This is a genomic window from Streptomyces daqingensis, from assembly GCF_014645895.1.
GTDB lineage: Bacteria > Actinomycetota > Actinomycetes > Streptomycetales > Streptomycetaceae > Streptomyces > Streptomyces daqingensis.
The window spans coordinates 60,417-80,966 of sequence record NZ_BMMP01000014.1 but is presented as its reverse complement, the minus strand read 5'-3'; the positions used below and the strand labels follow the sequence as shown (position 1 = coordinate 80,966).

Genomic DNA, 20,550 nt, shown 5'->3' with positions numbered 1-20,550 from the left:
GTAGGTTCGCCCGCGTCGCCGGGACGTCGCCGGGTCAGGTGGCGCGCAGGAACCGCGCGCGCCAGTGACGCTGCTCGAAGGCGTCCGGGTGGGCCACCCTCTCGACCTGGGCGGCATGGAGCCCGCGGACGGCGAAGGAGTCCACCTCCGTGCGGGTGAGCGGCCACGGCGGGCCGTCCACCTGCTCGCCCTCCTCGCGGACGTCGGCGATCACCAGGAGCTCTCCGCCTTCGGCCACCATGCCGGCCACGTTGCCGATGGCCCGCGCCCGTACCGACAGCGGCAAGGACTGCACCGTGACGGACTCGACGACGAGGTCGAAGGCGCCCGCCCACTCACCGGGCGGGTCGAGGAGGTCGGCCACGACGTAGTCGACGGTCGAGCCGGGGAAGCTCTCCCGTGCGCGGCGCACCGCTGTGGGCGAGATGTCGAACGCGGTCGTGCGGAATCCGAGCCTCGCGGTGTATTCGGCGTCCTGCCCCAGCCCGCAGCCGACGACGAGCGCCCGCCGGCCCGCGCCCGCGACTCCGGACTGCTCCGCCCAGCCGACGAGGAGGGGGTTGGGCGCGTCCCGGTTCCACGGCACGACGGCCTCACCCGCCGCGGCCTCGGCGTAGAGCTTCTCGAACCATCCCGTGGGGTCGTTACGGGCGGCCGATTCCGCGGCCAGCCTGTTCGCGTCAGCTTCGCGGTCACCGTCCATGCCACCAGTGTCGCGCACCCGCCTGCCATGGGCGCTCGGGCCGCTCCGCGGCCGAACTGCCGCGTCCCGGCGGGGAGTCGGGTCACCCGGGGCAGCCGGGCGGCAGCGTAGTCGCGCGGGCCGCCCGGGGGCTGCGGCAACCAGGAGGATCGCCCCGTTGAGGACGCCGTCGGAAGGTTGTATGACGGCCGGCACGGCGTTGTGGACGACCGCTTGGATGATGGCCGAGGTGGTCTCCTCCACGAAGGAGACCTTGTCGAAGTGCTCGCGCACCTGCTGGGTGTCGGCCTCGCTGAGGCGATCACGCCGCACAGATGCGCGCTCATCGCCAGCCGCATACGGTCCTGCCTCTGCACGAGAGACATCAAGGGCGGAGCAGCCCGCCCTTGCTGGCATGCCAGGAGCTGCCAGGAGAGCGAAGCGAACTGGCTGCTTCAGGAGGTAGCCAAACGGGCGCCCCCGAAGACTCGATGCGCACCGCGATGCAGCTGATGGGCCTCTTCGCCGAGATGGAGCGCTCCGTGATCAGCGTGCAGCTCCGGCTCAGCCGCGAGCGGGCCACGCGGGGCGGCTCGACGGCCGGCCCCCGCCGGCTACTTCCGCGTCGCCACGACCATCCGGCACCGCGGGCTGCCGTCGGGCCGGCGGCCGAACTCGGGCAGGGCGAGCAGCTCCACCGTGAAGCCCGCCTGCTCCAGCTTCCGCCGGGCGAGGCCAAGCCGGAACGGCCGGTAGTACATGACGAACGGCGGCCGCCAGAGGGCGTTCCGGACGCGCATCGCCACGTCGAAGCCCAGTGCCGCCCAATACCAGGAGGAGCGGGGCGTCGCGGGGGCGGGGAGCGGAAACGCGAAACGTCCGCCTGGCCGGAGAACCGAGTGAGCCTGGGCGAACACACCGTCCAGCTCGCGTGGCAGGAAGTGCCCGAACGCGCCGAAGCTGACGACAAGGTCGAAGACGGGCCTGAAGGGCAGCGCATGGACGTCGCCGCGCACCCACGAGACGGCCGGCGCGTAGGCGTCCCGGGCGCCGTCGGCAGACGGGTGCGGGACAGCGGCGCGCTCCCTGCCCACCTCCAGCATCCCGGCGCTGAAATCCACTCCGGTGACGCTCCTCCGGCACACCTCGCGCAGCACGGTCATCCCCGCTCCGGTGCCGCAGCACAGGTCCAGCCCGTGCTCGAACGGGCCGATCTCCGCGAGCGCCCGCCGTACCGCACCGAGGAGGGAGTCGGGGGTGCGGAACGGTGTGTGGTCGAACTTCGGCGCGAGGAGGTCGTAGCCGTGCTCGACGGAGGAGAGAGCCTGGCGGGCGAGTTCGCGAAGGCTCGGGCCCTGCGGTGTGAACATCGCGCCAGCTTAGCCCTGGTGGGGGTCACGGCGGCGTGGCCGAGTCGGGAGACCGATGGAGCACACCGCCCTCCACGTCTCGGTGGCCCGGGCGCCCTCGGCGCCGGCGACGACTACGGGGCGGCGGACGGCAGTTGCGCGTCGTCCATGCGCCGAGTCACGCGTCGTCCGGCGCTGCGTACTGCTAGGCCGTGTCGTGTGGATCTCCGTAGGCCCGCGACGCCGGCTACGGCACCTCGCTGCGTTGTCGGAGTCTTCCGAGTACTCCCCTGGCCTTCGGCATGGGGGACCCGAGTACGAGGACGATCCTCCGCCTTGCGATGCACCATCCGGCGCCCCGGGCTGATCAACGAAGATCCCAACGACCCGCCCTCGCCGCCGGCGTCGACGACCGCGGGAGCGCCGGTCATCCGGGGTCGGCGGGGAGGACGGGCTTCCTGGGCAGCGTGGTGAGGAAGCGGTCCACGGCCGGGGTGAGCGTCTCCGGGTTGACGACGGCCGCCAGCGGCAACTCCGTCCGGGGCTGCAGCGGGACGTACCGCACACCGGTCAGACGCAGGACCCGTGCCGAGGCGGGGACGATGCTCAACCCCACTCCGAGCGCGACGAGTCCGAGCATGGTGGTCACGTGGTCCGCCTCGGCGACCGGCTCCAGCGCGATGTCCGCAGCGCGCAGCAGCGTCTCGACGCGGTCCCAGTAGCCGGGACCCGAGTCGCGGGGGAAGAGCACCAGGGGCTCGCCGCCGAGCTGCCGGGCGTGCACCTCCGCCTCACCGGCGAGGGGGTGACCCTCCGGCAGCGCGAGGACGAGCGGCTCACGCCAGACGGTCCGCGACCGCAGCCCCCGGCCCGCCGGCGGCCGCAGCAGGGCCACGTCCAGTTCCGCCGAGAGCAGCGCGGTGATCAGTTGCGGAGTCTCCATCTCCCTTATGTGCAGGCGGAGTTCGGGAAGCCTGTCGCGGGCCGGGGTCAGCAGTGTGGGCAGCGCCTGGTAGAAGGCGGAGCCGACAGCGCCGACGCGCAGGGTCCCCGCTCCGCCGCTTCGGATGTTGTGTGCCAGCTTCTCCACGTGCTCCGCGCCGGCGATGACCCTCCTGGCCTGCTCCGCGAGCTCCGCGCCAGCCGTGGTCAGCGACACCCCCTGCCTGTTCCGCTCGAACAGCTTGACGTCCAGCTCGTTTTCGAGGCGCCGGATGCGCTGGCTGAGCGGCGGCTGCGCGATGCCGAGGCGCCGGGCGGCACGGCCGAAGTGGAGTTCGTCCGCGACGGCGACCAGTGCCTGCAGCAGGCGGAGTTCCATCAGACGACGGCCAGTTCGTGGGGCAGGCCGTGCAGCAGCCGCGACCCGTCCTCGGTGACGACCAGCATGTCCTCGATCATCACCGCACCCACGTCGGGCGTGTACGAGGGCACTTCGACGGCGAAGACCATCCCGGGCTCCATCACCGTCTCGGACGAGGGGCTGATGTAGGGCGGCTCCTCGTGGAAGGTGTCGATGCCCACGGAGTGCCCGACGTGGCCCCGGGTGTAGGAGGGGAAGCCGTTGCTGTGCACGTGGTGGACGGCCGCCCGGAAGACGTCCCCCACGACCGTCCCCGGCCGGATCATGGAGCGGGCGATGCGCTGGGCCTCCGCCAGCACTCCGTACAGCCTCTCCGCCGGCGCCGTGCGGTGCCGGTAGGCGAAGGTCCGCCCGCCGTCGCAGCGGTAGCCGCCGACCGTCGTGCCGCAGTCGAACTTCACCAGGTCCCCCGCAGTGAGACGCCCGTCGCGCGCCCCGTAGCCGGCGGACGTACGCGAACCCACCGCGGGCAGCACCCAGTTGTCGGTGTAGCCCGCGAACCGTGCGTCGTCCAGGGCGGCCCGGGTGACGCCCGACTGGTACAGCAACCGCACGTCGTGCGCCGTCATGCCCTCCTCCAGGTGCTTCACGGCGCTGGTCATGCCGAGTTCCGACAGCTCCACGCCCAGCGCGAGCCGCTCCACTTCCCACGGCTGCTTGACGAGCCGTACGCGGTAGATGTCGTCGGTGAAGTCCTCCCAGCCGGCTCCGGGCGCGCACCGCTCCAGCCGGCGCAGCGCCGGTACGGGCAGATGCTGCATATCCGTGGCGACCCGGCCCTGGTCCATGCCCGACTCGCGCAGCGCGGCGGTGAGGACGCCGTCGAGCTCGCCGTCGTCGTACTGCTCGGGACGTGAGGCGGGCTGCGCGCCGGACGGGTCCGCCGCCATCTCCTCGGCCGTGTTGAGGTCCACCCACAGCCGGTAGGTCCGCAGCTGGACGTCGGGTGCGGCGGCGCGGGCCGTCTTCTCCTCGAAATCGCCGAGCACCACGGTGACCGGCTTCCGCGGGTCCGCCGGGACCAGCGCGAAGACGGTGCCGTGCATCCGCCACCACTCGGAGACGAAGTAGCTGCGGAACCCGGTGACGTAGAAGAGGTTCGAGGGCGTCACGGCGACGTACCCCGACAGTCCCTCCTCGGCGAGGCGGCGGCGGATCGTGGCGACGGCGGTGTCGTTCAAGACGGCTCTCCGGTGGCGGGTGCGACGGCGGGTGCGGGTGAGGGCGCGCCGGTGTCCTGGTCGAGCCTGTTCCAGCGGGTCTCCTTCGCCAGGTAGGCGCTCAGGGCGGCGATGAGGGCGGTGGCCACGACGTAGAGGCTCACCGCCGTAGTGGTGTGGAAGCGGTCGACGAGGAGGGCGGCGATCAGAGGGGCGGGGGCGCCGCCGGCTATTCCCGCGATCTGGTAGCCGAAGGAGGAGCCGGAGCAGCGCAGCCGCGTGCTGTACAGCTCGGTGATGAACGCGGCCATCGGCCCGTACATCACCGCCTGCGCCACCAGCCCGATGCTCACCGCGGCCAGGACCCCCGCCAGGCTGCGGGTCTCGATCATCGGCCACGCCACGAGGGCGCCCGCGGCGACGGCGAGGGAGCCGGCGATGTAGACGGGGCGGCGGCCGTAGCGGTCCGAGGCGGCCGCCGACGCCGGGATGACGGCGAGCTGCAGCACGGAGCCGACGATCACGGCGTACAGGCCCCAGTCGCGCGGCAGCCCGAGCGTCCCCGAGAGGTATGCGAGCGCGAAGACGGCGAACACGTAGTACGACACGTCGGAGGCGATGCGCATGCCGACCGTCAGCAGGACCTGGCGCCAGTGGGTCGAGAGCACCTCGCGGATGGGCGCCCGGGCCGGTTCGGCGGCTTCGAACAGCGGTGACTCCTCGACCTTCACCCGCATCCACCAGCCGGCGGCGACCAGGGCCGCGCTCGCCAGGAACGGCAGCCGCCATCCCCAGGAGAGGAAGGCCTCGTCGGGCAGCGCCGTGCTCGCGGCTGTCAGCGCGGCCACAGCGACGAGGTTGCCGGCGGGGACGCCCAGCTGCGTCCAGGAGGTGAGGATTCCCCGCCGGTGCCGTTTGCCGCCCGCCTCCGCGTGCTCGGCGGAGAGGGTCACCGCACCGGCCCACTCGCCGCCCAGGCCGAGGCCTTGGACGAGGCGCAGCAGCACGAGCAGCACGGGTGCCGTCACGCCGATCGCGTCGTAGCCGGGCAGGCAGCCCATGAGGAAGGTGCCGCCGCCGGCGAGGAAGAGCGTCGCGATCAGGGCTTTCTTGCGGCCGACGACGTCTCCCATGCGCCCGAAGACGATGCCGCCGAGCGGGCGGGCGAGGAAGGCCACGGCGTAGGTGGCGAAGGAGAGCAGCGTTCCGGTGGCGGGGTCGCTGCCGGGGAAGAAGACGTGCGGGAAGACCAGCGCGGCCGCCGACCCGAAGAGGAAGAAGTCGTACCACTCGATCGAGGTACCGGCGAAGCTGGAGATCAGAACGCGGCGCAGGCCGGTGCGCTCGTCGGGTACGGGCTTTTCGACGGGGGGCGTGGCCATGCGGCCTCCTCGGCGTGGGCGTCGTTCGCCCCACCGTAAGAATGCGGAATTGCCGCGTCCAATATCAGATGTGGCTTTCGTGATATGCGGCCGATATCACGGGTGGTGAACTGCCCGGTTGACGGCCGTCGCCCGCGCGCACCGCCCCACCGCCTCGACCGTCCCACTGCCTCGGCCACCACCGTCTCGACCGTCCCACCGCCTCGGCCGCCGCGGCCCCGGCCGGAGGGCCGCGACGGCACAAGGGCGGGCCCGCTACTCCCGTTCGCAGGTCAGCGTGCCCTCGGCGGCGCCTTTCAGCAGGGCGGCGTGAGCCGCGGCGAGACGGTCGCCGTCGGCCTTGGCGACCTTGCGGTCGTAGGTCAGCAGGCCGTTCAGCTCCCCTTCGAGGTCGGTGATCTGGGTGTAGACGGCGCCGCTGCTGCCGTCGCAGGCGGCGAACTGCTCGATCTCCTCCAGCTTGGCGAGGTACTCGTCGGTGAACTCCTCCTTCTCGACGCCGACGTAGGTGTGCCGCACCGGCCACGCGTGCCCCGGCACCGCCAGGCCGAGTCCGCCGTACTCGCCGCTGACGAGCGCCCGCCGGCCGTCGGGTCCGGGCAGTTGCGCGCCGGGGTAGCCGTGGGCGTCGGAGACGTCGCCGTTGCCGCCGTCGACGGCACCGCAGCAGTTGTGGCCGCTCATGTTGTTCACCAGCCGCGTCGGGTCGAGCCCCTTGGCGTAGTCGGCGATCCTCGCCTGGTCGTACTGCCCCCACCCCTCGTTGAAGGTGACCCACATGATCACCGAGGGGTGGCTGTCGTGCTGCGCGATCATGCGCTTCATCTCGTGCTCGTACTGCTTCCGCGCGGCCTGGTCCGGTGTGCGGTCCGAGCGCATGGACGGCATGTCCTGCCACACCAGCAGGCCCAGCCGGTCGGCGTGGTAGTACCAGCGGTCGGGTTCCACCTTGATGTGCTTGCGCACCGAGTTGAAGCCGAGCTTCTTGTGCGCTTCCAGGTCGTAGGCGAGCGCCTCGTCCGTGGGCGGGGTGTGCAGGCCGTCCGGCCAGAAGCCCTGGTCGAGCGTGGCCATGGAGAAGACCGGCTCGCCGTTGAGCACCATGCGCCGCTTGCCGTCGACGGTCTCGACGCCGATCTCGCGCATGCCGAAGTAGCTCTCCACGGTGTCGGCGGAGGCTCCTTCCCCGACGGTCACCTCCAGCGTGTAGAGGTGCGGATCGCCGGGCGACCACAGCCTGGGATCGGGCACGGGGACGTCGAAGGGCGTGTCTCCGCTCCCGGTGGCCCGTCCGACCTCCCGGCCCTTGCCCCCGGCGCCCTTCTCGCCGCCCCGGTCGTCGTACGCCACCGCCGTGACGGGTACACCGTCGGGCACGCCGCGCGCCGTCACGCTCACCTGTTCACCGCTCACGTCCGGCGTCGTCCTGACGTCGGTGGTGTGCTCCGCGGCGACGGGTTCCATCCACACGGTCTGCCAGATGCCCGACGAGGGCGTGTACCAGATTCCTTCGGGCTCCAAGCGCTGCTTCCCGACGGGCGGGTTGGGGCCGCCGGGCGAGTCCGTGGGGTCGTGGACGCCGACGACGAGTTCCTGCTGCCGGCCCGGCCGCAGGGCGTCGGTGACGTCGACGGTGAAGCGGTCGTAACCGCCCTTGTGCGAGCCGACTCGCTTGCCGTTGACGTACACGGCGGCCTGCCAGTCGACTGCGTCGAAGTTCAGGTGGAGGCGCTTGCCCGAGCCGATGTCCCAGCCGGCAGGCACGGTGAACGACCGCTTGTACCACATGCGTTCCTCGTGCCGTTCGACGCCGGAGAGCTGTGACTCGACCGGGTAGGGGACGAGGATCCGCTCCTTCAGCGGGCGTTCGTCCCCGACAGGCGGTGCTTCGCCCTCCTCGGCGGCGGCGAACTGCCAGACGCCGTTGAGGTTGCGCCACTCGTCGCGCTTGAGCTGCGGACGCGGGTAGGCGGGCAGCGCGTTGTCCGGCCCGACGTCCTCGGCCCACTCGGTCCGCAGCTGGTAGGTGGAGGCGTTCTCGCCCGCGGTCCAGAAGCCTCCGACCTTCTCGCCGTCGGCGCCGGCGAGCCCGCCGTCACCGTCGTAGCGCACGTCGGCGCTGCCGCCCTGTCCGACCACGGGTTCCTCGAGGTCGACCGTCAGCCGGTGGTCGTCCCGCGGGTTCACACGCGCGCGGCCCAGCGGCCACTCGACGCCGCCGATGACGGCCTCGAGATGCTCCGGGAACGCGGCGGGCGGGGCGGAGAGGCGCTGCGCGAACGCCAGATCAAGGGTGCGCCCTGAGGGGCCCACCCGGACCTCGGCCGGTCCGTCGTACTCGAAGTCCTCCGGAGGGGAGTACGCGGACTGCGGGACCGGGGCCTTCTCGCCCCCGGGCGGCGTCCAGCGCACGTGGAGACCGGAGCCCCCGTCCTCCTCGAAGTACTCGACCTTCACGTCGTGGCGGGTGCCCTCTTCCAGCCGCACGGGCCGGGAGTTCTGCTCGTTGTCCCAGTCGGCGACCCAGTGGTCGATGACGAGTTCGCCGTCGACCCACATGCGGAAGCCGTTATCACCGGTGATGTGGAAGGTGTGCTCCCCGGACGTCGCGGGAGTGAGGGTGCCCGTCCAGCGGACGCTGGCGTGGTCCGCCCGGCCGGCGCGGGCCTCGAGCCGCGGTTCCAGGTCGGCGAAGTCGAGGGAAGGGTCGAACGCGGTGGCCTGGAGGGTGCCGAAGTCGTGTGCGCCCGGGGCGGATTGGGTCCAGTACTCGCCCTTCAGGCCGTGTACCTGGGGCGGTGCGGGTGCGGACGGGACGGCCGCTGCGGGGGGCACTGAGCCCAACGACACCGCGAGCAGGACGAGAAGGGATAAAACGGCGGCAACGGCGGGCCGGCCAGGTGCGCGTCTCACGGGACCTCCGGATGAGGTGTGCAGGAGATGGTTGCGGCACTGCCCTTGCTCCGGTCCGTCTTGTATAACGTTGGAAGCAAGGGTTGTCTGCATGACAGCACGCCGGCTGTGCCCTGTCCAGGTGCCCGGGGCGGTGGAAGCGACGGCCCTCCCGAGGTGAGGAGCGCAGGGTGAGGGTGAGCCTCAAGGACGTCGCGGCGCACGCCGGAGTGTCGGTCAAGACCGTCTCCAACGTGGTGAACAAGTACCAGCACGTCACCCCGGCCACCCGGGAGAAGGTGCAGCGGGCCATCGACGCCCTGGGGTACCGCCCGAACCTGACGGCCCGGCACCTGCGCAAGGGCCGCACCGGGATCATCGCCCTCGCCGTACCGGAGTTGGGCAACCCGTACTTCGCCGAACTCGCCGGCGCCGTGGTGGACGCCGCGGCGGCCCACGACTACACCGTCCTGCTCGACCACACCCAGGGCAGCCGCGAGCGCGAACTCCTCGTCACCCAGGGCTTCCGGGCCCGCGTCATCGACGGGCTGATCCTCAACCCGCTGGAGCTCGAGGCCGAGGACCTGGCGGCGCGCACCGACGACGCGCCGCTGGTGCTGATCGGCGAGCGCCGCTACGACCTGCCCCACGACCACATCGCGATCGACAACATCGCCGCCGCCCGTACCGCCGTGCGCCACCTGCTGGACCTCGGCCGGCGCCGCATCGCCTTCCTCGGCGCCCGCGGCGACCGCCCCAGCCAGCCCTCCCACCTGCGGCTGCTGGGCTGGCAGGCGGAGCTGGCCGCCAGCGGCGTGACGGCCGACGAGGCGCTGGTCGCCCCGGTGGAGGGCTGGGACCGCGCGGACGGCGCTGCCGGGATGGCGGCGCTGCTGGACGCCGGGCACCGTCCCGACGCGGTGTTCGCCTACAACGACCTGATCGCGATCGGCGCGATGAGGGTGATGTCCGAGCGGGGGCTGCGGGTGCCGGAGGACGTCGCGGTCGTCGGCTTCGACGACTTGACGGAGGGACGGTACGGCGCCGTGACGCTCACGACGGTGGCCCCCGACAAGCAGGCCATCGCCCGGCTGGCGGTGGAGTCGATCGTCGAACGCCTGGCAGGGGAGGGCGGTGTCGGAGCGACCCGCCGGCTCCACCCCGGATTCGCGCTGATGGAGCGGGAGAGCACGCTCGGACGGCGCCCGGCGAACTGAGCGCGCGGGCTCCTGTCGCGCCTCTTTCCGCCCGCCGCGCGGGGGTGCGCCGGTCCCGATGCGGCCCCGGGTCCAGCGCGTTTCGTCCGGCGAGTTCGTGCGCGCGGTGTTTACACAGTTCTTCCAACGATGTAAAAGGAGCTAGCGCCACGCCGTCTGCCTGAAACACCGTGGGGGTACCCATGAATCCGCTCGCACGACGCCTCACCGCCACCACCGCACTCCTCACCGCTCTCGCGCTCACCACCGCATGCGCCAAGTCGGAGGACGACGCCGCGGGCAAGTCCTCCGGCTCCCAGGGAGGCGGGCAGGTCGCCGCCGAACCCACCAAGGGCGCCAAGACCTGCACCATCGGCCGATACGGCGGCAAGAAGCTGGACCTGGAGAAGGCCACCGTCGGCTTCTCCCAGTCCGAGAAGGAAGCGAACCCCTTCCGGATAGCCGAGACCGCCTCCCTGAAGGCGGAGGCGAAGAAGCGCGGCGTCAAGCTGCTGTCGGCCAACGCCCAGTCGCAGTTCTCCAAGCAGATCAGCGACGTGCAGGACCTCATCTCCAAGGGCGCCGACCTGCTGGTCATCGCGCCGCTCAACTCGGACGGCTGGGAACCGGTGCTCAAGCAGGCCGCCGCCAAGAAGATCCCGATCGTCACCGTCGACCGGAAGATCAACGCCAAGGCGTGCGACGACTACGTGAGCTTCATCGGCTCCGACTTCGTCGAGCAGGGCCGCCGCGCCGCCGACCAGATGATCAAGGCGACCGGCGGCAAGGGCAAGGTCGCCATCCTCCTCGGCACCCCCGGCAACAACGTCACCACCGAACGCACCGAGGGCTTCCGCGACCGCGTCAAGCAGAAGGCGCCCGGACTGAAGGTCGTCTTCAAGCAGACCGGCGAGTTCGCCCGCGAGAAGGGCCAGCAGGTCACCGAGCAGCTCATCCAGTCGAAGCCCGACATCGACGGGATCTACGCCGAGAACGACGAGATGGGCCTCGGCGCCGTCAACGCCCTCAAGAGCGCGGGCAAGAAGGCCGGCGACGTGAAGATCGTGACGGTGGACGGCACACGCAACGCCGTGCAGGGCGTCACCGACAAGTGGATCCACGGCGTCATCGAGTCCAACCCCCGTTTCGGCCCGCTCGCGTTCTCGACGCTCGACGACTTCACGAGCGGCAAGAAGGTCGCCCAGACCATCGTCATCAAGGACCGCGTCTACACCCGCGCCAACGCCGAGCGGGACCTGAGCAAGGCGTACTGATGGCGGAGCACGTACTCTCCACCCGGTCGCTGACCAAGCGCTTCCCCGGCGTCCTCGCCCTGGACCGCGTCGACTTCGGCGTACGGGCGGGCGAGGTGCACGCCCTCATCGGCGAGAACGGTGCGGGCAAGTCCACCCTCATCAAGGTGCTGACGGGCGTGTACGCGCCGGACGGGGGAGAGGTGCTGCGCGACGGCGGGCCCGCCACGTTCGGCACCCCGCTGGCCGCCCAGCAGGCCGGTATCTCCACCATCTACCAGGAGGTCAACCTCGTCCCTCTGATGAGCGTGGCCCGCAACCTGTTCCTGGGGCGGGAGCCGAGAGGCCGGTTCGGGCTGATCGACTTCGACCGGATGCACCGGGAGAGCGAGCGGATCCTGAGCGAGTACGGCGTGCGCACCGACGTGCGCCGGCCTCTCGGCGAACTCGGCGTCGGCGCACAGCAGATGGTCGCCCTCGCCCGGGCCGTCTGGGTCGACGCGAAGGTCGTCGTCATGGACGAGCCGACCTCCTCGCTGGAGCCCCGGGAGGTGGAGACCCTCTTCGGCGTCATCCGGCGGCTGCGGGACCGGGGCGTGGCCGTGGTCTACGTCAGCCACCGGCTCGACGAGCTGTACGCCGTCTGCGACGCCGTCACCGTGCTGCGGGACGGGCGCACCGTCCACACCGGCCCCCTCCAGGGCCTCGAACGGCTGCGACTGGTCTCGATGATGCTCGGACGTGAGATCGGCGAGGTCCGGGCCGAAGGCACCACCAAGTTCGGCGGCGATCACGAGGCGGCCTCCGCCGAGCCGGTGCTGCGCGTCGACGGCCTCAGCGTGCAACATCAGCTGCACGACGTCTCCTTCGCCGTGCGGCCGGGCGAAGTGGTGGGCCTGGGCGGCCTGCTGGGGTCGGGCCGCACCGAGACCGCCAAGTCCGTCGCCGGCGCCCTGGCGCCCAGCGCGGGACGGGTCACCGTCGCCGGCGCCCGCGTGCGTACGGGCTCGCCGGGAGCCGCCATCCGCGCGGGCATCTCCCTGCTCCCCGAGGACCGCAAGACCGAAGGGATCGTCCCGGGACTCTCGGTGCGCGAGAACATCGCGCTCGCCGTGCTGCCCCGCCTGTCGCGGGCGGGTCTGGTCTCGGAGGCACGGATCGACTCCCTGGTGGGCACCTTCATGGAGCGCCTGCGGATCAAGGCGTCCTCGCCGCACCAGAAGGCGGGCGAACTCTCCGGTGGCAACCAGCAGAAGGTCCTGCTGGCGCGCTGGCTGGCCGCCGAGCCGCGCGTGCTGCTCCTGGACGAGCCCACGCGCGGCATCGACGTCGGTGCGAAGGCCGAGGTGCAGAAGCTCGTGGACGAACTCGCCGCCGACGGCCTCGGCGTGCTGCTCATCTCCTCCGACCTGGAGGAGCTGATCGAGGGCTCCGACAGGGTCGTGGTGCTGCGCGACGGGGCTGTGGTCGGCGAGCTGACCGGGGACGAGGTCACGGAGGACCGGCTGATGGAGGCCATCGCCGCGGCTGCCGAAGAGGAGCCGCACCTGGCGGACGCCGCGCCCGGCGACGTGCGGAAGGCGGCGGCACATGACTGACACCGCTGCAGCCCGCACCGCGCCCGACCGGGCCGCCGTCCACGCCTGGCTCCAGGCGTACGGCGTCTACGTGGGCGTCGCGGTGCTGCTCCTGTTCAACATCGCCTTCACCGACCACTTCCTGTCCGCGGAGAACTTCCGCACGCAGGCCGTGCAGGTGGCGCCCATCCTCATCGTGGCGCTGGGCATGGCCCTGGCCATCGGCTCCGAGGGCATCGACCTGTCGGTCGGCTCGGTCATGGCCCTCTCCACCTCCCTGGTGGCTCTCTACCTGGGCTACGGGCCGTGGATCGCGCTGCTGGCGGCGGTGCTCGGCGGCGTCGCGGTGGGCATGGTCAACGGCTCCCTGATCGCCTTCGTCGGAGTGCAGCCCATCGTGGCGACGCTGGCGCTCATGGTCGGCGGGCGCGGCCTGGCCCTCGTCCTGCTGCCGCAGCTGAAGGACGTACGCGACCCGGGAATGCGGGCCCTCGGATCGGGGGACGTCCTGGGCGTCCCGTACCCGGTCCTGATCGCTGTGGCACTCGTGGCCGTGGTGGCCTTCACCGTGCGGCGCACGACCTTCGGCCGCCAGCTGCTCGCGATCGGCGACAGCCGCCCGGCCGCACGGCTCGCAGGGCTGCCCGTCCGCAGGGTGCTGGTGTACGTCTACATCGCCTCCGGCGCCCTGGCCGCCGTCGCCGGCTTCCTGGCCACCGCCCGCCTCCAGGCCAGCGACCCTACGTCGCTCGGCACCCTCATGGAGCTCTCGGCCATCACCGCCGTCGTGGTGGGCGGCACCCCGCTGAGCGGCGGACGGGTACGCATCGGCGGCACCGTCGCCGGCGCCGTGCTCATCCAGCTCCTGACAGCCACGCTCGTCAAGCACGACCTTCCGCCTTCGTGGACGCAGATGGCGCAGGCCGTCGTCATCGTGGCCGCGGTGTACGCGGCACGCGAGAGGGGGAAGCGATGAGCGTCGCGAAGAGCCGGCACGACGGCGGCGGCAGCGCACCCGGCGAGGGCGGGCCCGCAGGCCCGGCCAAACCGGCGGGCGCGGCCGCGCACGGCGGCACGAGCACCCGCGCCGACCGGTGGAGCACCTTCGCCCAACGGCACGGCGCGCTGGTCGCGTTGCTGCTGACGGTGCTGATCGCCTCGGCGTCGTTCGACTCGTTCGCCGGCGCCGGGAACCTGAAGAACATCGCCGTCTCCTCCGCGTTCCTGGCGATCGTCGCCCTCGGCATGACGTTCGTGATCGTCTCCGGCGGCATCGACCTTTCGGTGGGCTCCGTCTTCGTCCTCGGGGGCGTCCTCGCGGCCTGGGGGTCGAAGTACGGGCCCGTCGTCGCGCTGCTGCTGCCGCTGGCGGTGTGCGGCGGGATCGGGCTGGTCAACGGCCTTCTGATCGCCCGCGCCCGGCTGGCCCCGTTCATCGTCACGCTCGCGGCGATGCTGGGTGCGCGCGGGCTGATGCTCAACATCACCGACGAGGGCAACGACACCTTCCTCATCGCGAAGGACTCGCTCTTCGCCGACCTGGGGCGCGGCAAGCTGCTCGGCATCGGAGCACCGGTGTGGATCACGCTGGCACTGTTCCTGCTCGGCGGTCTCCTCCTGCGCCGTACGCGTTTCGGCCAGCAGGTCTACGCGGTCGGCGGCAACGAGGACGCGGCCTCGCTCATGGGCACCTCGGTGAGCCGCACGAAGATCACGGTGTACGCGATGTCCGGTCTGCTCGCCGGACTGGCAGGGGCGCTCAACGCCGCATGGCTGGCCTCCGGGGTGACCATCCTGGGCCAGGGCATGGAGCTGGAGGCGATCTCCGCCGTCGTCATCGGCGGCACGCTGCTGACGGGAGGACTGGGCTACGTCAGCGGCTCGCTGGTCGGGGTGCTGCTGCTGAAGGTCATCCAGAACATCATCAACCAGATCGGCTCGCTCGACTCCGCCTACCAGCAGGTCGTCAGCGGCGCGTTCCTCGTGGTCGTCGTGGTCGTGCAGACCTGGCTGGGCCGCCGCCGCAAAGCCCGGCTCACGGCCCCCGGCTGACGGCACGAGCGAACCGGGCGAACGACAGGCGAACGCCGGGACCGGGGCCGGCCCGGCTCACGTCCCGGCGGCTGCCCGCCGGCCGCGCGGGAGCGGGTGCCGTCCCGGACGACCTGCCCTTTGCCGGCAGCGGGCTTCACAGGCGTCCGCGCAGGCCGCTGAGCCTTCCGCGCCGCCCCCTCGCAGGGGGCGGCGCGCCGTCATGTTCCGGCGGCGCGGTGGGACATGACGGGACGGCATCGGGTCGGGGCCAGGAACAGCACCCGGTGCTGAACGGATGATCCCGATATGCGCGTAATGCGCACTTCGTATATCTCTGAGTGGTGATCAGCGGCGCACAGGTCGAAGGCTGCTCAGGACCGGACGCCGCCGTATCGCGTGACCCGCGTACCCCTGCCCACCCCCCAGCCAAGGGAAGCCGCATGACTGACACGCTCAGACGCGCCACTCTCACCGCAGTCACGGGCCTCGGCCTGTGCCTCACCCTCCTGCCCGCCGGACAGGCGTTCGCGCAGTCGCCGACCACCCGCGTCCCCTGCAACAACATCCCCGCACTGAAGGCGGCCATCGCCAAGGCGAACACCAGCGGCGGACGGATCACCCTCGCGTCCCGCTGCACTTACAACCTGACCGCCCCCGACAACGCGGACGACGGCCTTCCCGAGATCACCGGGAACGTGACCCTGACCGGCCGCGACACCACGATCCGGCGTGCCCCGAACGCCACCCAGGACTTCCGCATCCTCCACGTGGTCTCCGGGGGCACGCTGACCCTGAACTCCCTCCGGATCAGCGGAGGTTCGCTCGCCGACGACAACGGCGGCGGCGTCGCGAACGAGGACGGCACGCTGAACCTGAACCGGACGACGGTCAGGGGCAACCACGCCGAGATGGGCGGTGGCCTCTACAACACCGGCGGCAAGCTGAACCTCGACCGCAGCACCGCCGAGCGCAACTCCACGGACCTCTGGGGCGCCGGAGTGTTCAACACGGGCAACGGCACCATGAAGATGACCGGCGGGGCGCTCCGCGACAACCGCGCCCTCAACAACGGCGGCGGCCTGGAGAACATCACGGGGACCGCGTACCTGCACGACGTCTCGGTCAGGGGCAACACCGCGATCGAGGGCGGCGGCATCCGCCAGACGATCGGCTCCACCCTGCGTCTGAGGTCGACCGAGGTGCGGGACAACATCGCTGTGTCGGGCGGGGGCATCTCGAACAACGGCAGCACGGCGACGCTGGTCCGGAGCCTCGTCACCCGCAACACGGCCATCACCACCGGCGGCGGCATCATCAACGAGGCCGACGGCCAGGTCACGCTCACCGACAGCCGGGTCGTGCGCAACAGGCCGGACAACTGCGTGCCCCAGGGCACCATCGCCGGCTGCTCGGACCCCGCGGGCCGTACCGTTCCGCCCGCCGCGAAGCTGCCGCCGGCCACCGACACCAAGCCCCTGCGCTGATCCCGCGGAGGGAGGGCGCGAGTGGTGAGCGGGTGAGCAAGTCGGCCGCGCCGCAGGAGGGTTGAACCTTTCCGTGCGGGCGCGCTGACTGCCACCACGACGACGGAGAGCGGGACCCTGGAGACGGGTCCCGCTCTCCGCCTTTCCGGCAGGACGGCAGGGAAGGCCCAACCCGCGTTCCTGGTCGGGGGGTTGCACGAAGCCGAGCGGAAGACCAGGCGCGCGGAAGGGCGGTTGGCGTCTGACCGGCCGCCGTTGCGGTGGGGGACCGTCAGAGCCTCCCTCCGCAAATCAGCAGCAACCTCCCGTGGCGGCGGCCGGGGTGAGGGCCTCGTCCTGCTTTTCTTCGTCGGCGCCGTCGCAGCACGCGCTGCCCTCCTGCTTTGCGAGGCTGCTGGCGTCGGCCTTCACGACGTAGACCTCCCAGGGTTCCTTGCCGGGGCCGTGGACCCAGACCTTGTCCTGGAGGGCGTAGCAGCACTCGGTGTCGTTCTCCTCGAAGGTGGCCAGACCCGCCTTGCGAAGCCGATCGGTGGCGTCGTTCACGGCGCCGGAGGATCCGACTTCCACTCCGAGGTGGTCCATGCGGGTCTCCTCTCCCGCATCACCTTCGATGAGCACCAGCTTGAGGGGCGGCTCGGTCAGTGCGAAGTTGGCGTAACCGTCCCGGATTTTCGCCGGTTCGGAGCCGAAGAGCTTGCTGTAGAAGGTGATGGACGCGTCCAGATCAGGGACGCGCAGTGCGAGCTGTAGGCGTGCCATGACGCACCTCCTGGTAGTGCGGTGACGTTCGGGTCTCGCGTTGTTGCTTGTCGTGTAGTTGGCGGCTCCTTGAAGCTACGCGGGCCGGGCTCCCGCACGGCCCGCGCTCTCGTCGACGGGCCCTCGCGGGTGCGGCGAGAGGTCGGCTCCGATCACCTCAGTGGGAGTGCTGGAGTGAAGGCGTTCACGACGGTTCACCTGCTTGGTTTGACTTCTGTCTATGACTTGTGCTGTCAGCGTCACACTTACTTCGACGATTGTCAACTTAGATCTGTATCGAAATAAGCGGGGGTGGCGATGGCCGCACCCCGGGGGTATAGGTCAGGGCGCACCTATTCGACGTGTGTCAAAATAGACCTATGTCGAACAGCAAGGCGTTGCCGCTGATACAGGCAGAAGTGGAGCCGTGCTGCCCACCGCTGAACGAGCGGCCGCTGACCATGGAGGAGGCCGACCGGGCCTCTGCGATGTTCAAAGCGCTCGGAGACCCGATCCGCCTGCGGCTCTTCTCCCAGATCGCCTCCCACGCCGATGGGGAGGCCTGCGTGTGTGACATCTCCGATGTCGGGGTCTCCCAGCCCACCGTCAGCCACCACCTGAAGAAGCTGCGTGAAGCCGGGCTCCTGACGTCCGAGAGGCGCGGCACCTGGGTCTATTACCGCGTCGCTCCCAGCGTGATGGCCTCCTTGGCGCGCAGCTTCTCCGTCTCCGGATGACGAAGGCCAGGTCAGGCCGTCCGCGCGGCTGTTGAAGGTCAGCGCTCGGGTCCGTGAGGCACCAGCTACCGCCTCGCGGCCGACGACACTCTTCTCCCACCCGTGTTCTCTTTGCCTTGTTGCCGCCCCGTCGGGTCGGTTGGCGCCGAGTCCGACGCTCCCAGACGGGCCGCATGGGCTCGGCCGCCCCTTCGGCCTGCCGTACGACGCCACCGGCCTCCCGGGAGTGAAGGTCTGCAGGAATCGGGCCCGTTCAGCGGTACGCCAGGTGAGGTCGCTGCGACTGCGGTTACGGATGAACCGTCACCTCATCATCGCGGCTGGCCAGCAGGGCTGCTGGACGCCGGCGATGTGCCGTTCCACTCTCCAGCGTCGAGGGAGTCGCGCGATGAAGATCACTTCGCGGTCCGGTCCGGTCATGGCTGCGGTCGGGGTGGGACTGTCCCTCGCGGTCCTGCCGGTCGGCCCGGCCAGCGCTGCCGCCGGAGGGACGCATGTGCGGTGTAACGACGTCCCCGCCCTGAAGAAGGCGATCACCCAGGCCAACGCCGACGGGGGCCGCGTCACCCTCGCGTCCCACTGCACCTACACCCTCACCGCCCCCGACAATCCGGACGACGGGCTTCCGGAGATCACCGGGAAGGTGACCATCACCGGCCGCGACACCACCATCCGCCGGGCGCCGAACGCCACGCAGGACTTCCGCGTCTTCCACGTCCTCTCCGGCGGCACCCTCACTCTCAACTCGCTCACGGTCAGCGGCGGCAGCCTGCCGGACTTCGCCGGGGGCGGCCTCTGGAACAGCGGGACGACGAATCTGAACCGCACCGTCATCAGGGGCAATCGAGCTGAGACGAGCGCCGGTATCCACAACGTCGGCGGACGTCTCCACCTCGACCGCAGCACCGTCGAGCGCAACACCGCGACCCAGAACGGCGGCGGGATCCTCAACGGACGCAACCAGCTTCTGGACCAGCCCGGAACGCTGATCATGAAAGGCGGGGCGCTGCTCAACAACAGGGCGCTCAACGACGCCGGCGGCGGCCTGGAGAACCTCAGAAGCACCGCGAGCCTGGACTCCGTCGAGGTCAAGGGCAACACCGCGCTGCGCGGCGGCGGTATCAACCAGTTCGCGGGCACTCTGCACCTGAACTCGACCACGCTCAGGGAGAACATCGCTGTGACAGGCGCTGGCCTCAGAAACTCCTTCAGCACGGCGACGCTGGATCGCAGTCTGATCACACGCAACACGGCGATCACCGCCGGCGGCGGCATCTTCAACGAGAACTCCAGCTCGGTCGCGCTCACCGCCAGCAAGGTCGTCCGCAACAGACCGGACGACTGCAGCCCGGCAGGCAGCGTGCCCGGATGCACCGCCCCCACCGGCACCGTCACACCCCCGGCCACGCAAGTACCGCCGCCTGCCGAGAACGGGCATGTTCGCAAGTAGGCGCCGGGTCGACACCGGGGATCGGCTCGGGTCGCTTCCGGGGCAGATCGAAGACGTTTGCGGTCCTCATCCTTTATCGCCACGCAACGATGAAGCCGCGTCTGCCCGCGCTGCACAGGCTCGGGAGAGATCTCGGACTGCGGAGACGGTGCACGGGGCCAGATCGACGTCCGGGAGGTGTCAGTTCAGCCTCGACTGATGTCAGCACGGGCTGTTGCCCTCATCATCGACGCTGACACCGATTGCGCTGATGCCGTGCGGCCGTGTGGCCAGGGGGAGTGGACCGTCTATGTCCGAGAGGCCTTCCGTGCTCTTCGTCTGTGTGCACAACGCCGGCCGTTCACAGATGGCCGCTGCCTGGCTGACCCACCTCGCCGGTGAGCGCGTCGAGGTGCGCTCCGCGGGGTCGGCGCCGGCAGAAGCGGTCAACCCCGCGGTCGTCGAGGCGATGCGCGAGGTCGGCATCGACCTCGCCGGTGAGGCGCCGAAGGTGCTGACGGTGGATGCTGTGCAGGCTTCGGACGTGTGCATCACCATGGGGTGCGGCGATGTCTGTCCCGTCTTCCCGGGGAAGCGCTACCTCGACTGGAAGCTGGAAGATCCGGCAGGCCAGGGAGTCGAGGCCGTCCGGCCCATTCGGGACGAGATCAAGCGCCGTATCGAGGAGCTCGTCTCCGACATCGCCCCCGGGTGATGCGGCGGTCGCCCGCTGACGTGATCCGAGGCCGGCAACGGGCTGTGTCAGTCGACGTCCCGGGCGGCACTCGGCCGTCCCATGACGGCGTCGGCCGCACTGGGGAAGCACGCTACGCAGGCGACGTTGATCGAGTACAGGATCGACGTCCCCCGGCGTTCGCGGAAGACGAAGCGCACGTCGGCCAGGAGCTTGAGGTGGTGAGAGACCGTCGACTGCCCGACGCCTACCTTCTCGACGATCTCTCCGACACTCATCGCCTCCTGGGCGAGGGCGAGGAGGTTGAGGATCTGCACACGCGTCGGATCGGACAGGGCCTTGAACCAGGTCGCGTAGGACTCGGCCGTGCTCCGGTCGATCAGCTGTGCGTTCATGGTGCCGCTCATTACTTATCGATGTTAGCCGATTGAGTGCACAGGCCAGAAGGCCGGATTCCACTTTGGTCCGCAGGTGTTCGGGAGTGGCCGGTTCTGGGCGCTGCTTCTCAAGGAACACCCTGGTATTGCTCTTGTGAGCGGAGTCTTGCGCAGTAGGTCCCGGCTCGGGCCGGCCCGGA

The 20,550-nt window shown here is 70.7% G+C and carries 17 protein-coding genes; 9 read left to right on the top strand and 8 right to left on the bottom strand.

Features of this window, described 5'->3' with window-relative positions:
* Positions 1 to 34: 34 nt before the first annotated feature.
* The 6 genes from IEY56_RS20650 to IEY56_RS20625 form a co-directional block, all read right to left on the bottom strand.
* Positions 35 to 1,015 carry a class I SAM-dependent methyltransferase gene (locus IEY56_RS20650; protein WP_229712073.1) on the bottom strand — a complete coding sequence of 327 codons (981 nt, stop codon included), beginning with the start codon at positions 1,013 to 1,015 and terminating at the stop codon, positions 35 to 37.
* Between the two features lie 281 nt (positions 1,016 to 1,296).
* Positions 1,297 to 2,052 (bottom strand): class I SAM-dependent methyltransferase, encoded by a 756-nt coding sequence (locus IEY56_RS20645; RefSeq protein ID WP_189038757.1) that lies wholly within the window; start codon positions 2,050 to 2,052, stop codon positions 1,297 to 1,299.
* A 406-nt stretch (positions 2,053 to 2,458) separates the two neighbouring features.
* Positions 2,459 to 3,352, bottom strand: a complete 894-nt coding sequence (locus IEY56_RS20640; RefSeq protein WP_189038756.1) for a LysR family transcriptional regulator — start codon at positions 3,350 to 3,352, stop codon at positions 2,459 to 2,461.
* Complete coding sequence (locus tag IEY56_RS20635; RefSeq protein ID WP_189038755.1) at positions 3,352 to 4,575, bottom strand: M24 family metallopeptidase; 1,224 nt, start codon at positions 4,573 to 4,575, stop codon at positions 3,352 to 3,354. Before IEY56_RS20635 ends, IEY56_RS20640 begins: the two co-directional genes overlap by 1 nt.
* Positions 4,572 to 5,936, bottom strand: a complete 1,365-nt coding sequence (locus tag IEY56_RS20630) for an MFS transporter (protein ID WP_189038754.1) — start codon at positions 5,934 to 5,936, stop codon at positions 4,572 to 4,574. The genes IEY56_RS20635 and IEY56_RS20630 overlap by 4 nt, the downstream gene beginning before the upstream one ends.
* Positions 5,937 to 6,191: 255 nt before the next feature.
* Positions 6,192 to 8,849 carry a PA14 domain-containing protein gene (locus IEY56_RS20625; protein ID WP_373292144.1) on the bottom strand — a complete coding sequence of 886 codons (2,658 nt, stop codon included), beginning with the start codon at positions 8,847 to 8,849 and terminating at the stop codon, positions 6,192 to 6,194.
* Between the two features lie 170 nt (positions 8,850 to 9,019).
* On the opposite strand from IEY56_RS20625, the gene IEY56_RS20620 reads away from it, so the two are divergent.
* The 6 genes from IEY56_RS20620 (at position 9,020) to IEY56_RS20595 (ending at position 16,372) form a co-directional block, all read left to right on the top strand.
* A complete protein-coding gene (locus IEY56_RS20620) occupies positions 9,020 to 10,045 on the top strand; it encodes a LacI family DNA-binding transcriptional regulator (protein ID WP_189038752.1) in 1,026 nt (341 codons plus the stop codon).
* A 182-nt stretch (positions 10,046 to 10,227) separates the two neighbouring features.
* Positions 10,228 to 11,298, top strand: coding sequence for an ABC transporter substrate-binding protein (locus IEY56_RS20615; protein ID WP_189038751.1), 1,071 nt, complete (start codon positions 10,228 to 10,230; stop codon positions 11,296 to 11,298).
* On the top strand, positions 11,298 to 12,875 hold the full coding sequence (locus tag IEY56_RS20610; RefSeq protein WP_189038750.1) for a sugar ABC transporter ATP-binding protein: 1,578 nt from the start codon (positions 11,298 to 11,300) through the stop codon (positions 12,873 to 12,875). The genes IEY56_RS20615 and IEY56_RS20610 overlap by 1 nt, the downstream gene beginning before the upstream one ends.
* Positions 12,868 to 13,830 carry an ABC transporter permease gene (locus IEY56_RS20605; RefSeq protein ID WP_189038749.1) on the top strand — a complete coding sequence of 321 codons (963 nt, stop codon included), beginning with the start codon at positions 12,868 to 12,870 and terminating at the stop codon, positions 13,828 to 13,830. Before IEY56_RS20610 ends, IEY56_RS20605 begins: the two co-directional genes overlap by 8 nt.
* Entirely contained in the window at positions 13,827 to 14,906 is a 1,080-nt protein-coding gene (locus IEY56_RS20600) for an ABC transporter permease (RefSeq protein WP_189038748.1), read from the top strand. Before IEY56_RS20605 ends, IEY56_RS20600 begins: the two co-directional genes overlap by 4 nt.
* 422 nt (positions 14,907 to 15,328) lie before the next feature.
* The gene (locus IEY56_RS20595) at positions 15,329 to 16,372 is read left to right on the top strand and encodes a hypothetical protein (RefSeq protein WP_189038747.1); all 1,044 of its coding nucleotides are present in this window, start codon (positions 15,329 to 15,331) and stop codon (positions 16,370 to 16,372) included.
* A 291-nt stretch (positions 16,373 to 16,663) separates the two neighbouring features.
* Here the strand turns inward: IEY56_RS20595 and IEY56_RS20590 are convergent, their stop codons facing one another.
* A complete protein-coding gene (locus tag IEY56_RS20590; protein WP_189038746.1) occupies positions 16,664 to 17,134 on the bottom strand; it encodes an ArsI/CadI family heavy metal resistance metalloenzyme in 471 nt (156 codons plus the stop codon).
* 359 nt (positions 17,135 to 17,493) lie between these two features.
* Here IEY56_RS20590 and IEY56_RS20585 point away from each other — a divergent pair, with 359 nt between their 5' ends.
* The 3 genes from IEY56_RS20585 to IEY56_RS20575 all read left to right on the top strand — a co-directional run bounded on the left by IEY56_RS20585 (position 17,494) and on the right by IEY56_RS20575 (position 19,994).
* Complete coding sequence (locus IEY56_RS20585) at positions 17,494 to 17,850, top strand: ArsR/SmtB family transcription factor (RefSeq protein WP_189038745.1); 357 nt, start codon at positions 17,494 to 17,496, stop codon at positions 17,848 to 17,850.
* Between the two features lie 388 nt (positions 17,851 to 18,238).
* Positions 18,239 to 19,300: a hypothetical protein gene (locus IEY56_RS20580; RefSeq protein ID WP_189038744.1), complete on the top strand. Its 1,062-nt coding sequence runs from the start codon at positions 18,239 to 18,241 to the stop codon at positions 19,298 to 19,300.
* A gap of 289 nt (positions 19,301 to 19,589) precedes the next feature.
* Positions 19,590 to 19,994 carry an arsenate reductase ArsC gene (locus IEY56_RS20575; RefSeq protein ID WP_189038743.1) on the top strand — a complete coding sequence of 135 codons (405 nt, stop codon included), beginning with the start codon at positions 19,590 to 19,592 and terminating at the stop codon, positions 19,992 to 19,994.
* Positions 19,995 to 20,041: 47 nt separating this feature from the next.
* On the opposite strand, the gene IEY56_RS20570 is transcribed toward IEY56_RS20575, so the two are convergent.
* Positions 20,042 to 20,368 (bottom strand): ArsR/SmtB family transcription factor, encoded by a 327-nt coding sequence (locus IEY56_RS20570; protein WP_189038742.1) that lies wholly within the window; start codon positions 20,366 to 20,368, stop codon positions 20,042 to 20,044.
* Between the last annotated feature and the right edge of the window lie 182 nt (positions 20,369 to 20,550).